The organism is Streptomyces sp. NPDC046308 (genome assembly GCF_055588065.1).
The window spans coordinates 110,205-125,076 of the sequence record NZ_JBVJFB010000004.1 but is presented as its reverse complement, the minus strand read 5'-3'; the positions used below and the strand labels follow the sequence as shown (position 1 = coordinate 125,076).

Here is a 14,872-nt window from a genome sequence, read left to right as displayed (position 1 = left end):
ATGCCGGTGTTCGCCGGGATGATCTGCGCCGGGGCGGCTGCCTGGGGGATCTGCGGGGGCGACCGCGTGGGCCGGCGGGCCCGGGTGGTGCTGGCCGGGGCCGCTCCGGCGGTTCCGGGCGGGCCGCTGCACTGGGAGCGGCTGCTCGTGGCCGTGCGGGTGCGGGCGGCGAGGTGGCGGGAGTGGGCCTGCCTCGGGGCCGGTCTGCTGGTCTCGGTGCTCGGCGGGTCGGTGATCCCGTTGCTGGCGGGTGCGGCCGCCCTGCCGCTGCTGCGGAGGTGGCTGCGGGTGCGGGCGCGGGAGAGGGCCCGGGCGGCGCGGGCCGCCGAGGTGGTGGCCCTGTGCGGGGCGGTGGTGGGCGAGCTGCGGGCGGGGGCTCAGCCCGGGCAGGCGCTGACGGCCGCGATGCGGCGCACCGCCGCGGCTCCGGGCGGGCCGGGTGCGGCCGAGGCGGGCGTGCTGGCCGCCGCGGCGTTCGGCGGGGACGTGCCGGGAGCGCTGCGCCAGGCGGCGAAGGAATCCGGCGCGCAGGGGCTCGCCGGGATGGCTGCCTGCTGGCGGGTGTCCGTGGACGGTGGTGCGGGACTGGCCGCCGGACTGGACCGGCTGGAGGGGGCCCTGAGGGCGGAGCGGGACCGACAGGAGTCGCTGCGGGCCCAGCTGGCGGGGGCGCGGTCGACGGTGCTGGTGCTCGCCCTGCTGCCGCTGGTGGGCCTGCTGATCGGCACCGGACTGGGGGCGGCTCCGCTGCGGGTGCTGCTGCACAGCCCGATGGGCTGGGGGTGCCTGCTGGCGGGCGCGCTGCTGGAGGCGCTGGGGCTGCTCTGGTGTCGGCGGATCGTAGGGGCGGGGGAGCGGTGATGGGCGGCGTCCTCGTCCACAGGCTGGGGATCGCGCTGTGCTTCGCGGGGGCGGCCCTCTGGGTGGTGGGGGCGGCGGTGGTGGCGCGGGTCCGGGAGCGGGCGGCGCGGCGCAGGATCGCGGCGCTGCTCGGGGTGGAACAGCTTCCTCGTGGGCCGGCGTTCGCTTCCGCGGTGCGGGGTGTCTTGGCGCAGTGGGCCGGGCCGGCGGGGGCGCTGGTGGCCGGATGGGTGCTCGTCGGCGGGCCTGCGGGTGCCGTGGTCGGCGTGCTGGCCGCGCTCGGCGTGTGGCGGTGGCGGGCCAGGGCGCGGCCGCCGGCCGAGGTGGACGCGGGGGAGGCGGAGCGCCAGCTGCCGTTCGCCGCCGATCTGCTGGCCGCGTGTCTGGCGGCCGGGGCGGGACCGGTGGAGGCCGCGGAGGTGGTCGGGGAGTCACTGGGCGGCCCGGTGGGCGAGCGGCTGGCCCGGGCCGGGGCGGAGCTGCGGCTCGGCGGCGAACCGGGCGCCGGGTGGGGGAGGTTGGCGGAGATACCGGGTGCCCGGGCGCTCGCGGAATGCCTGGAACGGGCCGCCCGGACGGGGGCGCCCGCGGCCGAACCGGTCTCCCGGCTCGCGTCGGGCCTCCGGGAGGACCGGGCCCGCCGGGCGGGAGCCAGGGCGCAGCGGGCGGCGGTACTCGTCACCGCGCCGGTGGGGCTGTGTTTCCTCCCCGCATTTCTCGCGATCGGGGTGGCGCCGGTGGTGATCGGAATGGCCTCGGGACTTCTCTCGAACACCTGACGTCGCATTGACCACACACATCAACAACGGAAATCCACAGGAGGTTTGCCATGAGGATCATCTGGTTTCGGCTGCGGACGGCACTGAGCGGTCGCGGGGACGACGCGGGGATGTCCACCTCGGAATACGCCATGGGCACGATCGCGGCCTGCGCATTCGCTGCCGTGCTCTACAAGGTGGTGACGAGCGAAGTCGTCGCGACGGCCCTTCAGTCGACCATCGGGAAGGCGCTCGATGTGCCCTTCTGAGGGGAAGTCGCCGGCGCGCCGGAAAATCGGGGACCGCGGATATGTGACGGCCGAGGCCGCCCTCGTGATCCCGGCGCTGGTGCTGTTCGCGGCGCTGCTCGTGTGGGCCCTGATGGCGGCGGCCGCGCAGATCCGGTGTGTGGACGCGGCCCGGGCCGGCGCCCGGGCGGTGTCCCGCTCGGAGCCGGCCGAGGTGGCCGTGGCGGCGGCCGAGGAGGCCGCGCCGCCGGGGGCGCGGGTGGAGGTGGAGCGGGTGGGCGACCTCTGGCGGGTCCGGGTGGCGGCGCCCGCGCCGGGGCCGGGCGGGCTGCCCGTACGGCTCGGGGCGCAGGCGGTGGCCCTGGCCGAGGACAGCGTGGGGCCGCCGCCGTGAGCCGGGACCGGGGCTCCGCCACGGTCTGGGCGGCCCTGGTGGCCACGGCGCTGGGGGCGGTGTTCGGCGGGGTGCTGCTGCTCGGCCAGGCCGTGGTGGCACGGCACCGGGCGGCATCGGCGGCGGATCTCGCGGCGCTCGCGGCGGCGGCCACCTGGGCGCACGGACCGGAGACCGCCTGTGCCACGGCGCTGAGGGTGGCCCGGGCCCAGGAGGCGGCGCTCGCCGGCTGCCGTCTCCACGGGGAGGTCGCGGAGGTGACGGCCCGGGTGACGGCGGGCCCCTTCACCCCCGCCGTGGCGGCCCGTGCGGGCCCGCCTCGGGCGTCGCGGGAGTGAGGCCGGGCCCAGGGGACCGGTCCGCACCTCAGGAGGTGCCAGACCCGGGTCAGGGCCCGGGTCAGGGCCCGGGGCAGGGCACGGGTCAGGGTCCGGGCAGGGCTCGGGCCAGGGTCAGGGTCCGGGCCCGGTCCGCACCTCAGGAGGTGCCAGGACCCGGCTCAGGGCCCGGGGCAGGGCTCGGGCCAGCGCCAGGGCCCGGGCCGGGATTGGGTCCCGGTTCAGGACCCGGTCAGGGCAGAAGCCCGATGGGCAGGTCAGGGGGCGGGCTCGGTGGGCTGGGCCGGGGATTCGGCGAGGAGACGGGTGAGGAGGCGGATGGCACCGCGTTTGTGGAGGGGGTCGTTGCCGTTGCCGCATTTGGGGGACTGGATGCAGGACGGGCAGCCGGCCTCGCACTCGCAGGCGGCGATCGCGTCACGGGTCGCCGTCAGCCAGGCGGCGGCGGTGTGGAAGGCCCGCTCCGCGAAGCCGGCCCCGCCGGGGTGGCCGTCGTAGACGAAAACCGTGGGAAGGAGGGTGTCGGGATGCAGCGGCACGGAGACGCCGCCGATGTCCCAGCGGTCGCAGGTGGCGAACAGCGGAAGCATGCCGATGGAGGCGTGCTCGGCGGCGTGCAGGGCTCCGCCGAGGATCTCCGGATTGATCCGGGCCTCGTCGAGCTGGTCCTCGGTCACCGTCCACCACACGGCCCGGGTGCGCAGGACGCGGGGCGGCAGGTCCAGTTTCGCCTCGCCCAGGACCTCGCCGGTGATCAGTTTGCGGCGCAGATAGGAGACGACCTGGTTGGTGACCTCGACCGAGCCGAAGCAGAGCCGGGCCGAGCCCCACGGGATCTCGGTCTCGGTCTCCAGGATGGAGATGGAGGTGGTGTCACGGGCCGTGGTGGAGAAGGGCGGATCGGCCTCCTCCACGAGGGCCGCCGAATCCTCCAGGTCCAGGTGTTTCACGAGATACGTGCGGCCCTGGTGGAGGTGGACGGCCCCGTCGTGGACGGCGGTGTGGGCGGCGGACTCGTCGACCGTGCCCAGCAGCCGCCCGGTGGCGGCCTCGACGATCTGCACCGGGCGGCCGCCGCCGCCGCGGATGTCGGTCAGGTCCGAGGCCCGTTCCCGGCGGGTCCAGTGCCAGGCGGTCGCCCGGCGGCGCAGCAGCTTCGCCGCTTCCAGCTGGGGGAGGAGTTCTTCGGTCGCCGGGCCGAAGAGGTCCAGGTCGGCTTCCGTCAGCGGCAGCTCGGCCGCCGCCGCGCACAGGTGGGGGGCGAGGACGTACGGGTTGTCGGGGTCCAGGACGGTGGCCTCGACCGGTTGGCGGAACAGCGCCTCGGGGTGGTGGACGAGGTAGGTGTCCAGCGGGTCGTCGCGGGCGATCAGCACGGCCAGGGCGCCCTGGCCGGCCCGTCCCGCGCGGCCGGCCTGCTGCCACAGGGAGGCCCTCGTGCCGGGGTATCCGGTGATCAGTACGGCGTCCAGCCCGGAGACGTCCACGCCCAGCTCCAGGGCCGTCGTGGCGGCCAGCCCCAGCAGTTCGCCGGAGTGCAGGGCCCGCTCCAGGGCACGGCGTTCCTCGGGCAGGTAGCCGCCGCGGTAGGCCGCGACCCGCCGGGCCAGGGAGCGGTCCACCTGGGCGAGCCGCTCCTGGGTGATCACCGAGATGAGCTCCGCGCCGCGCCGGGAGCGGACGAAGGCGACCGTGCGGACCCCCTGGACCACCAGGTCGGTCAGCAGGTCGGCGGTCTCCGCGGTGGCCGTACGGCGTACGGGAGCGCCCCTCTCGCCGCGCAGCTCGGTGAGGAGCGGCGGCTCCCACAGGGCGAAGACCAGCTCGCCGCGCGGAGAGGCGTCGTCGGTGATCTCGATCACCCGTACGCCGGTCAGCCGGGACGCGGCGGCCGCGGGGTCGCTGGCCGTGGCGGAGGCCAGCAGGAAGACCGGTTCGGAGCCGTAGCGGGCGCACAGCCGCCGCAGCCGGCGCAGGACCTGTGCCACGTGGGAGCCGAACACCCCGCGGTAGGTGTGGCACTCGTCGATCACGACGTAGCGCAGGGCCCGCAGGAAGGAGGACCAGCGCGGGTGGGCCGGGAGGATCCCGCGGTGCAGCATGTCGGGGTTGGTCAGGACGTAGTTCGCGTACTGGCGCACCCACTCGCGTTCCTCGACGGGCGTGTCCCCGTCGTAGACCGCGGGGCGGACGGCGTTGCCCAGCGGGGCGGCCAGTTCCCGTACGGCGCGCCGCTGGTCGGCCGCAAGGGCCTTGGTGGGAGCCAGGTACAGGGCGGTCGCGCCCCTGCCGCCCACCCGTCCCCCGCCACCACCCCGGGGAAGCGCTCCGCGCTGCTGCGCATGCTGTGCGGGGGCCTCGGCGCCGTCCGCGAGGGCGGAGAGCACGGGCGCGAGGTACGCCAGGGACTTGCCCGAGGCGGTGCCGGTGGCAACGACCACCGACTCGCCGTCCAGGGCGTGCTCGGCGGCGGCGGCCTGGTGCTCCCACGGATGGTCGATGCCCGCCGCCTGGATCGCGGCTACGACATCCGTTCGGATGCGATCGGGCCAGACTGCATGACGGCCCGCCCGAGGGGGCAAGTGCTCCGTATGGGTGATGCGCGCAGCTCGGGAAGGCCCCCGTGACAGGCGGTCCAGGACCGTGCCGGGAGTGGGTCTTGGGTCTCCGGGTGGCTTGGGCCGCCCGGAGCCGTGAGTATTGGCCATTGGAACCGAGTGTGTCACCGGCGTGCGGGACAATGGTCCGAAGGCGTCGTGCGCGCCTGCCGGTAAGTGATTGAATGCCATCGCGGCAGCCAATCCCTCCCTACCTTCGGGTGGGGAGGCCCCTAGGGGGCGCCGCTCGATAGCAAGGTGCTGGAGGATCCGTGGACCTGTCCCTGTCGACTCGCACTGTCGGCGACCGTACGGTCGTGGAGGTCGGTGGCGAGATTGATGTGTATACCGCGCCCAAGCTGCGCGAGCAGTTGGTCGAGTTGGTGAACGACGGCAGCTACCACCTGGTTGTCGACATGGAGCGAGTGGACTTCCTCGACTCCACCGGACTTGGTGTGCTCGTGGGAGGTCTCAAGCGCGTCCGTGCGCACGAGGGTTCGCTGCGCCTGGTGTGCAACCAGGAGCGCATCCTGAAGATCTTCCGCATCACCGGTCTGACCAAGGTCTTCCCGATCCACACCACGGTGGAAGACGCCGTCAACGCCACCGACTGACGTCTCCAGGCGGCTCCCGGCGGCCTTCGGGCGGCCGGGAGCCGGCAAGGAGAGCGGGGGTACCGGGTCAGGGATGGCCCGGGCCCCTGTCAAGGCACGCCCGTAGTCCGAGGGGGACGCGCATGGCCACCGTTGAACTGCGCTTCAGCGCCCAGCCCGAACACGTCCGGACGGCCCGCCTCGTCGCGGCCGCCGTGGCGCGCCGGGCCGGTGTGGAGGAAGCCGTCCTCGACGAGGTCCGCCTCGCCGTGGGCGAGGCCTGCTCGCGTGCCGTCGGACTCCACCGCAGCTATGGGCTCACCGGGCCCGTCCGGGTGGTCCTGACCGAGGAGGACAAGACGTTCTCCATCGAGGTCGGCGACGAGGTGCCGGCGCCGGGCGGCGGCTCCGGCGAGGTCGTGTCCGGACTCGACGCCGCCCTGGACCCCGACGCCGACACGGAGGACGAGATGGGTCTCGCCGTGATCAGCGGGCTCGTCGACGACGTCGAGGTGACCAGTGGCGAATCGGGCGGGACGATCCGGATGAGCTGGCCCGTCTCCGGGTCCTCCGACCTTCCGTAAGATCCACCGGGCGACGGCCCGTCATATCTTCCGATCTTTATCAAGGCCCTGCTGAGCAGGGCCTTTTTCATTTCCCTGGATCAATGACCGACCGTCAATGCCTTTGTCCCATTACCACTTTCGAGGGTAATGGAGTGACGCGATCTATTGCTGAGGAGCAAGAGCACGCCAATTGCGTTTCCTGCGCACTGTTTTGATCGGGGCGCGCTCCCTACAATCCGTCCACATCTTGAGCTCATCACGTCAAGGAGGACGAATGACGGGGCTCTTCACCCCTATCGCGCCGGATCGCACCACGGATCTGGCATCCGCAGTACTCACCGATGACAATCGGCTCATCGTGATCGTCATTGCGGCCGTGGCACTCGCCGCACTCGTCGTCGCGCAGATCCTGGTCCGCCAGGTCCTCGCCGCCGACGAGGGAACCGACAGCATGAAGAAGATCGCCGCGGCCGTCCAGGAAGGCGCCAACGCCTACCTCGGCCGGCAGCTGCGCACCCTCGGCGTCTTCGCCGTCGTGGTCTTCTTCCTGCTCTTCCTGCTCCCCGCAGACGACTGGACGCAGCGGGCGGGACGTTCCGCCTTCTTCCTCGTCGGCGCCCTCTTCTCGGCGGCCACCGGCTACATCGGCATGCGTCTCGCGGTCCGCGCCAACGTCCGCGTCGCCGCCGCCGCGCGGGAGGCGACCCCCGCCGAGGGAGAGCCCGCCAAGGACCTGACCGAGGTCTCCCACAAGGCGATGAAGATCGCCTTCCGCACGGGTGGCGTGGTCGGCATGTTCACCGTCGGCCTCGGCCTGCTCGGCGCCTCCTGCGTCGTGCTGGTCTACGCCGCCGACGCCCCCAAGGTCCTGGAGGGCTTCGGTCTCGGCGCCGCCCTGATCGCCATGTTCATGCGCGTGGGCGGCGGCATCTTCACCAAGGCCGCCGACGTCGGCGCCGACCTGGTCGGCAAGGTCGAACAGGGCATTCCGGAGGACGACCCGCGCAATGCCGCGACCATCGCCGACAACGTGGGCGACAACGTCGGAGACTGCGCCGGAATGGCGGCCGACCTCTTCGAGTCCTACGCCGTCACCCTCGTGGCCGCACTCATCCTCGGCAAGGCCGCCTTCGGCGACCTGGGCCTCGCCTTCCCGCTGATCGTCCCCGCGATCGGCGTCATCACCGCGATGATCGGCATCTTCGCGGTCTCCCCGCGACGCTCCGACCGCAGCGGCATGACCGCCATCAACCGCGGCTTCTTCATCTCCGCCGTGATCTCCCTGGTGCTGGTCGCGATCGCCGTCTACGCCTACCTGCCGGCCACCTACAAGGAGCTCGTCGGCGTCGAGGACCCGGCGATCTCCAACCACTCCGGTGACCCGCGGATCCTGGCCGTCGTCGCCGTCGCCATCGGCATCGTGCTGGCGGCCCTGATCCAGCAGCTGACCGGCTACTTCACGGAGACCAACCGGCGTCCCGTCCGGGACATCGGCAAGTCCTCCCTGACCGGCGCGGCCACCGTCGTCCTCGCCGGCATCTCCGTCGGCCTGGAGTCCGCCGTCTACACGGCGCTGCTCATCGGTCTCGGCGTCTACGGAGCGTTCCTGCTCGGCGGTACGTCGATCATGCTCGCGCTGTTCGCGGTGGCCCTGGCCGGCACCGGCCTGCTCACCACCGTCGGCGTCATCGTCGCCATGGACACCTTCGGGCCCGTCTCCGACAACGCCCAGGGCATCGCCGAGATGTCCGGCGACGTCGAGGGCGCCGGTGCGCAGGTCCTGACCGACCTGGACGCCGTGGGCAACACCACCAAGGCCATCACCAAGGGCATCGCCATCGCCACCGCCGTGCTCGCCGCGGCCGCGCTCTTCGGCTCGTACAACGACGCCATCGCCACCGCGGTCAGGGAAGTCGGGGCCAAGGCGGGGGAGATGAACCTCAGCCTGGACATCGCGCAGCCCAACAACCTGGTCGGGCTGATCCTGGGCGCGGCGGTCGTGTTCCTGTTCTCCGGCCTGGCCATCAACGCGGTCTCCCGCTCCGCGGGCGCCGTGGTCTACGAGGTGCGCCGCCAGTTCCGCGAGCACCCCGGGATCATGGACTACACCGAGAAGCCCGAGTACGGGCGCGTCGTCGACATCTGCACCAAGGACGCGCTGCGCGAGCTCGCCACGCCCGGCCTGCTCGCCGTCCTCACCCCGATCGCCGTGGGCTTCTGCCTCGGCGTGGGCGCGCTCGGTTCCTTCCTCGCCGGCGCCATCGGCACGGGCACGCTGATGGCGGTCTTCCTCGCCAACTCCGGTGGCGCGTGGGACAACGCGAAGAAGCTCGTCGAGGACGGCCACCACGGCGGCAAGGGCAGCGAGGCCCACGCCGCGGTCGTCATCGGCGACACGGTCGGCGACCCGTTCAAGGACACCGCCGGTCCCGCGATCAACCCGCTGCTCAAGGTCATGAACCTGGTGGCGCTGCTGATCGCCCCCGCGGTCGTGCAGTTCAGCTACGGCCCGGACACCAACCCGACCGTGCGGGCGATCGTCGGGGTCCTCGCGATCGCCGTCATCATCGGCGCGGTGTACGTCTCCAAGCGCCGCGGCATCGCCGTCGGCGACGAGACCGAGGACGGAGCCGCCGAGCGGGTGGCCCAGCAGCCGGCCGACCCCGCGACGGTCTCCTGACCAGAGGTCCCGGCAGCAGGACGGGCAGGGCCGGGCAGGGCCGGCCGTACGCCCGAAGGGCGGACAGGCAGCGCGGACTGACGCGCCGTCTGTCCGCCTTTGTGCGTCCCCGGATGGCAGACGTGTATCTTCCGGGCCGAGAGCCTTCGAAGGGACCAATCCGGTGAACAAGAAGCTTGCGGCCGCAATGTCGGGCGGTGCGGTGCTGATGCTCGTCCTGTCCGGCTGCGGCGGGGACGAGACCGACGAGAAGGCCAGCGCCTGGGCCAAGAAGGTCTGCGACAAGTGGCAGCCCGAACTCGCGAAGATCGAGACCGCCAACGCCGACATCAAGCGCGTGGCGACGGAGAGCAGCAAGCCCGAGGAGGTCCAGCAGACCGATTCCGCGGCTTTCGCGACCATGTCGGAGTCGTACAAGACCATGGGAGCCGCCCTGCAGTCGGCGGGAGTTCCGCCAGTCAAGGACGGCGCGGCGACCCAGGAGGCGGCCGCCAAGGGCTTCGAGGCGACGTCCAAGGGGTATGCCGACCTGAAGGCGAAGATGGACGCCCTCGACCCCAAGGAGCAGACGAAGTTCGCCGACGGCCTGAAGGAGGTCGCGGGCGGCCTCCAGGAGGCGACGAAGGGCGGCCAGGACGCCCTCGCCAAGCTCAACGCGGGCGGCCTGGACAAGGCGATCAACGCCCAGAAGGGCTGTCAGGTCGCGGCGCCCTCGCCCACGGCGAAGTAGGGCTTGCGCTCAGGGCGGCCGGGTCCCGGAAGGGGCCGCGGCCGCCCTTTCGTGCGTACGGGGCCCGGCTGACCGGCAGGACGGGCCCCAGCGGACACAATGGACGCGTGAGTACCACCAGCCTCCCCACGTCCGACCACGCCGCCGAACTCCGCAGTGCCCTGCTGGCCGCCGGTTTCACCGCCGACGGGCTGCTCGACCTGCTCGGCGCCCCCGCCTACGCCGCCCTGGCCCGCAGCGAGACGGTCCCCGCCCTGCGCGCCACCCGTGGCGCCGGCGACGCCCCGCTCGCGAGCCTGGTCCGGCTGTTCCTGCTCCAGCAGCCCGAGCCGTACGTGCACGCCGCCGCCGCGCTGCCCGTCGACGCGGCCCTGGCCGACGGCTGGCTCCGGCTGGAGGGCGACGAGGTGCACGCGACCGTCGACGTGCGCCCGTACGGCGGCCCGGACGGCGAGGACTGGTTCATCGTGTCCGACCTCGGCTGCGCCGTCGGCGGGGCCGGCGGGATCGGCAGCCGGGGGCGTCAGCCAGGCACGGAGGTGGTCCTCGGTGTCGGCGGCGCCTCCACCACGCTGGCCGGGATCACCGTCCGCACGCCCGTCGGCTCCGCCCTCGACGTCGGCGCCGGATCGGGCATCCAGGCGCTGCACGCCTCACGGCACGCCACCCGGGTCACCGCCACCGACGTCAACCCGCGCGCTTTGGACTTCACCCGTCTGACGCTGGCCCTGTCGGGCGCCCCGGAGGCCGAGCTGCTCACCGGGTCCCTCTTCGAACCGGTCGGCGAGGCGACGTACGACCTGATCGTGTCGAACCCGCCGTTCGTGATCTCCCCGGGAGCCCGGCTGACGTACCGGGACGGCGGAATGGGCGGCGACGACCTGTGCCGGACCCTGGTCCAGGAGGCCGGAGCGCGGCTCAACCCGGGTGGGTACGCGCAGTTCCTCGGCAACTGGCAGCACGTCGAGGGCGAGGACTGGCGCGACCGGCTGCGGTCCTGGGTGCCGCGCGGCTGCGACGCCTGGATCGTGCAGCGTGACGTGCAGGACGTGACGCAGTACGCGGAGCTGTGGCTGCGCGACGCGGGCGACCACCGGACCGATCCCGGGGAGTACGCGCGGCGCTACGAGGACTGGCTGGACGAGTTCGAGGCCCGCAAGACCAAGTCCGTCGGCTTCGGCTGGATCACCTTGCGCCGGTCGGACGCCACCGAGCCCTCGATCGTGGTCGAGGAGTGGCCGCACACGGTGGAGCAGCCGCTCGGCGAGGCGGTGCTCGCCCACTTCGCCCGTCAGGACTACCTGCGGGAACACGATGACGCGGCGCTGCTGGAGGCGTACTTCGTGCTGGCCGAGGAAGTGGTGCAGGAGCAGGTCGGCGCGCCCGGCGCGGAAGACCCCGAGCACGTCGTGCTCCGGCAGAACCGCGGGATGCGGCGCGCCACCAAGGTCGACACGGTCGGCGCGGGCTTCGCCGGAGTGTGTGACGGCTCACTGACCGCGGGCCGGATCCTGGACGCGATCGCCCAGCTGGTGCAGGAGGATCCGGTGGTGCTGCGGGACCGGACGCCCGAGTCCATCCGGATGCTGGTCGAGCAGGGATTCCTGGAGCCGCGGCGGGGCCCCGCGCAGTAGCGGCGCCGGGATGTAACCCGGGGTTCGCCCGCTGTACCCCCGAGGCTGGCAGTCTCCTGCGCAGCGGGTTCCGGGGGGAATCCGAGGGCGGCCCGGGGGTACGGGGAGCGGCATGGAGAACGGTCCGGCGATCTTCGCGGCGGCCGTGTTCCTGCTGTTCGGGGCCGCTCTGTCGTCCTGGACGGGGGCGCGCGCCCTGCACCGCGAGCCGGTGGCCGGGGGCGTGCGCCCCGTCGTGGCGATCCGCTGATCCCGCTCGCCCGCGGGGGCTCGCCGGCCCTGGGGGCAGGGTGCCCCGCCCGGCTCTGACACCGGAGTGCGAGGGTCCGTACGAGGGTCCGGTCCGGCCCCGATCCGGCAGCGAAAGCCGACGTGGGACGGGGTGCGCGAGCGGGGCCAGACGGCCCCGCGGCCACCCTGCCCGGTGATCGGGAACGCCCCGGCGCGGCATCCGGGCGGCAGAAACGGCACTTGTCGGGTTACCGTTCGAGTGGCCGTTGCGGGCTTCCGCCGTTTGACACGGGGGCGGGTTGTACCGTCACACTCCGCAGCGTCGCCGTACCGCGACCGAGTGCCGACCGGAGAGAAGAGCCAAGTTGTCCCCGACTAGCGAGACCGCAAAGGGCGGCCGCCGACTCGTCATCGTCGAGTCCCCAGCCAAGGCGAAGACGATCAAGGGCTACCTCGGCCCGGGATACGTCGTCGAGGCGAGCGTCGGGCACATCCGCGACCTCCCGAACGGCGCGGCCGAGGTTCCCGACAAGTACACCGGCGAGGTCCGCCGTCTCGGCGTGGACGTCGAGCACGACTTCGCGCCCATCTACGTCGTCAACGCCGATAAGAAGGCCCAGGTCAGGAAGCTCAAGGAGCTGCTGGCCGAGTCCGACGAACTCTTCCTCGCCACCGATGAGGACCGCGAGGGCGAAGCCATCGCGTGGCACCTGCAGGAAGTCCTCAAGCCCAAGGTCCCCGTCCACCGGATGGTCTTCCACGAGATCACCAAGGACGCGATCCGCGACGCCGTCGCCAACCCGCGCGAGCTGAACCAGCGCATGGTCGACGCCCAGGAGACCCGCCGCATCCTCGACCGCCTCTACGGCTACGAGGTCTCGCCGGTCCTGTGGAAGAAGGTCATGCCGCGCCTGTCGGCCGGCCGCGTCCAGTCCGTCGCCACCCGCCTCGTCGTCGAGCGGGAGCGCGAGCGCATCGCCTTCCGTTCCGCCGAGTACTGGGACCTGACCGGAACCTTCTCCACCGGGCGTGCCGGTGACGCGTCCGACCCCTCGACGCTGGTCGCCCGCCTGAACACGGTGGACGGCAAGCGCGTGGCGCAGGGCCGCGACTTCGGCTCGAACGGGCAGCTCAAGAGCGAGGTGCTGCACCTCGATGAGGGAGGCGCCCGGGCGCTGGCCGCCGCGCTGGCGGACACCTCGTTCGCCGTCCGCTCGGTCGAGTCCAAGCCGTACCGCCGTTCCCCGTACGCCCCCTTCCGTACGACGACGCTCCAGCAGGAGGCCTCGCGCAAGCTGGGCTTCGGTGCGAAGGCGACGATGCAGGTGGCGCAGAAGCTGTACGAGAACGGCTTCATCACCTATATGCGTACCGACTCCACCACGCTGTCCGACACCGCGGTGTCGGCGGCGCGGGCGCAGGTCACCCAGCTCTACGGGGCCGACTACCTGCCGGAGAAGCCGCGCGTCTACGCCGGCAAGGTGAAGAACGCGCAGGAGGCGCACGAGGCGATCCGGCCTTCGGGTGATCGTTTCCGCACTCCGGCCGAGACGGGTCTGACGGGCGACCAGTTCCGCCTGTACGAGCTGATCTGGAAGCGGACCGTCGCCTCCCAGATGAAGGACGCGGTCGGCAACAGCGTCACCGTGAAGATCGGCGGCCGGGCGGCCGACGGGCGCGACGCCGAGTTCACCGCCTCCGGCAAGACGATCACCTTCCACGGCTTCATGAAGGCGTACGTCGAGGGCGCGGACGACCCGAACGCCGAGCTCGACGACCGCGAGAAGCGGCTGCCGCAGGTCGCGGAGGGCGACGCTCTCGCCGCCGAGGAGATCACGGCGGACGGGCACTCGACCAAGCCGCCGGCCCGCTACACCGAGGCCTCGCTGGTCAAGGAGCTCGAAGAGCGCGAGATCGGCCGCCCGTCGACGTACGCGTCGATCATCGGCACGATCCTCGACCGCGGGTACGTGTTCAAGAAGGGCACGGCGCTCGTGCCGTCCTTCCTGTCGTTCGCCGTGGTCAACCTGCTGGAGACGCACTTCGGCCGCCTCGTCGACTACGACTTCACCGCGAAGATGGAGGACGACCTCGACCGCATCGCGCGGGGCGAGGCCCAGTCCGTGCCGTGGCTGAAGCGGTTCTACTTCGGCTCGGAGGACGCGACCGAGGTCGTGCCCGCCGACGGCGACCACCTCGGCGGTCTGAAGGAGCTGGTCACGGACCTCGGCGCGATCGACGCCCGGGAGATCTCCTCCTTCCCGGTCGGCGAGGGCATCGTGCTGCGGGTCGGCCGCTACGGGCCGTACGTGGAGCGCGGCGAGAAGGACGCGGAGGGCCACCAGCGGGCCGACGTGCCGGACGACATGGCTCCGGACGAGCTGACGGTCGAGTATGCGGAGGAGCTCTTCGCGAAGCCGAGCGGCGAGTTCGAGCTGGGCAAGGACCCGGTGAGCGGGAACCAAATCGTCGCGAAGGACGGTCGCTACGGGCCGTACGTGACGGAGATCCTGCCCGAGGGCACCCCGAAGACGGGCAAGAACGCGGTCAAGCCGCGCACCGCCTCGCTCTTCAAGTCGATGTCCCTCGACACGGTGACCCTGGACGAGGCGCTCAAGCTGATGTCGCTGCCGCGCGTGGTCGGCGCGGACGCGGAGGGCGTGGAGATCACGGCCCAGAACGGCCGCTACGGCCCGTACCTGAAGAAGGGCACGGACTCGCGGTCCCTGGAGACCGAGGACCAGCTCTTCTCGATCACGCTCGACGAGGCGCTCGCGATCTACGCGCAGCCGAAGCAGCGGGGCCGCGCCGCGGCCAAGCCGCCGCTGAAGGAACTGGGCACGGACCCGGTGAGCGAGAAGCCGGTGGTCGTCAAGGACGGCCGCTTCGGGCCGTACGTGACGGACGGCGAGACGAACGCGACGCTGCGGCGGGACGACGACGTCGAGACGATCACGCCGGAGCGGGGTTACGAGCTGCTCGCGGAGAAGCGCGCGAAGGGCCCGGCGAAGAAGACGGCGAAGAAGGCCCCCGCCAAGAAGGCCCCGGCGAAGAAGGCGACGGCGACGAAGACCGCCGCGAAGAAGACGACGGCGGCCAAGACGACGGCGGCGAAGAAGACGACCGCGAAGAAGACGACCGCGAAGAAGACGGTGGCCAAGAAGGCCGCCGCCGTTCCCGCGGACGAGTAGTCGGTCGAGCAGTCACGGCCGCACCGAGCCCCCGTGCCTGGCACGGGGGCT

The 14,872-nt window shown here is 72.4% G+C and carries 13 protein-coding genes; 12 read left to right on the top strand and 1 reads right to left on the bottom strand.

The annotated features are described in order from the left end of the window. Genes ACZ6JT_RS18065 through ACZ6JT_RS18045 form a run of 5 tightly spaced genes read left to right on the top strand, consistent with a single transcriptional unit; the run spans nucleotide 1 to nucleotide 2,599 of the window. The gene (locus tag ACZ6JT_RS18065) at nucleotides 1-861 is read left to right on the top strand and encodes a type II secretion system F family protein (RefSeq protein ID WP_469211552.1); all 861 of its coding nucleotides are present in this window, start codon (nucleotides 1-3) and stop codon (nucleotides 859-861) included. Further along, the gene (locus ACZ6JT_RS18060; protein WP_469210887.1) at nucleotides 861-1,640 is read left to right on the top strand and encodes a type II secretion system F family protein; all 780 of its coding nucleotides are present in this window, start codon (nucleotides 861-863) and stop codon (nucleotides 1,638-1,640) included. Before ACZ6JT_RS18065 ends, ACZ6JT_RS18060 begins: the two co-directional genes overlap by 1 nt. Before the next feature lie 50 nt (nucleotides 1,641-1,690). After that, entirely contained in the window at nucleotides 1,691-1,888 is a 198-nt protein-coding gene (locus ACZ6JT_RS18055; protein WP_469210885.1) for a DUF4244 domain-containing protein, read from the top strand. Continuing rightward, nucleotides 1,875-2,261, top strand: a complete 387-nt coding sequence (locus ACZ6JT_RS18050; protein WP_469210883.1) for a TadE family type IV pilus minor pilin — start codon at nucleotides 1,875-1,877, stop codon at nucleotides 2,259-2,261. The genes ACZ6JT_RS18055 and ACZ6JT_RS18050 overlap by 14 nt, the downstream gene beginning before the upstream one ends. Continuing rightward, nucleotides 2,258-2,599 (top strand): Rv3654c family TadE-like protein, encoded by a 342-nt coding sequence (locus ACZ6JT_RS18045; protein WP_469210881.1) that lies wholly within the window; start codon nucleotides 2,258-2,260, stop codon nucleotides 2,597-2,599. The genes ACZ6JT_RS18050 and ACZ6JT_RS18045 overlap by 4 nt, the downstream gene beginning before the upstream one ends. Nucleotides 2,600-2,856: 257 nt before the next feature. On the opposite strand, the gene ACZ6JT_RS18040 is transcribed toward ACZ6JT_RS18045, so the two are convergent. Beyond that, a complete protein-coding gene (locus ACZ6JT_RS18040; protein WP_469210879.1) occupies nucleotides 2,857-5,388 on the bottom strand; it encodes a DEAD/DEAH box helicase in 2,532 nt (843 codons plus the stop codon). An 80-nt stretch (nucleotides 5,389-5,468) separates the two neighbouring features. On the opposite strand from ACZ6JT_RS18040, the gene bldG reads away from it, so the two are divergent. The 7 genes from bldG to topA all read left to right on the top strand — a co-directional run bounded on the left by bldG (nucleotide 5,469) and on the right by topA (nucleotide 14,821). Further along, nucleotides 5,469-5,810, top strand: a complete 342-nt coding sequence (bldG, locus tag ACZ6JT_RS18035) for an anti-sigma factor antagonist BldG (protein WP_008743037.1) — start codon at nucleotides 5,469-5,471, stop codon at nucleotides 5,808-5,810. Nucleotides 5,811-5,932: 122 nt separating this feature from the next. Next, on the top strand, nucleotides 5,933-6,373 hold the full coding sequence (locus tag ACZ6JT_RS18030; RefSeq protein ID WP_469210877.1) for an ATP-binding protein: 441 nt from the start codon (nucleotides 5,933-5,935) through the stop codon (nucleotides 6,371-6,373). Nucleotides 6,374-6,629: 256 nt separating this feature from the next. Beyond that, nucleotides 6,630-9,035: a sodium-translocating pyrophosphatase gene (locus ACZ6JT_RS18025; RefSeq protein WP_469210875.1), complete on the top strand. Its 2,406-nt coding sequence runs from the start codon at nucleotides 6,630-6,632 to the stop codon at nucleotides 9,033-9,035. Nucleotides 9,036-9,198: 163 nt separating this feature from the next. Continuing rightward, a complete protein-coding gene (locus tag ACZ6JT_RS18020) occupies nucleotides 9,199-9,765 on the top strand; it encodes a small secreted protein (protein WP_469210873.1) in 567 nt (188 codons plus the stop codon). Nucleotides 9,766-9,872: 107 nt separating this feature from the next. Continuing rightward, a complete protein-coding gene (locus ACZ6JT_RS18015) occupies nucleotides 9,873-11,399 on the top strand; it encodes a DUF7059 domain-containing protein (protein ID WP_469210872.1) in 1,527 nt (508 codons plus the stop codon). 112 nt (nucleotides 11,400-11,511) lie between these two features. Beyond that, nucleotides 11,512-11,649, top strand: a complete 138-nt coding sequence (locus tag ACZ6JT_RS18010) for a hypothetical protein (RefSeq protein WP_469210870.1) — start codon at nucleotides 11,512-11,514, stop codon at nucleotides 11,647-11,649. A gap of 346 nt (nucleotides 11,650-11,995) precedes the next feature. Next, entirely contained in the window at nucleotides 11,996-14,821 is a 2,826-nt protein-coding gene (topA, locus tag ACZ6JT_RS18005) for a type I DNA topoisomerase (RefSeq protein WP_469210868.1), read from the top strand. Nucleotides 14,822-14,872: the final 51 nt, after the last annotated feature.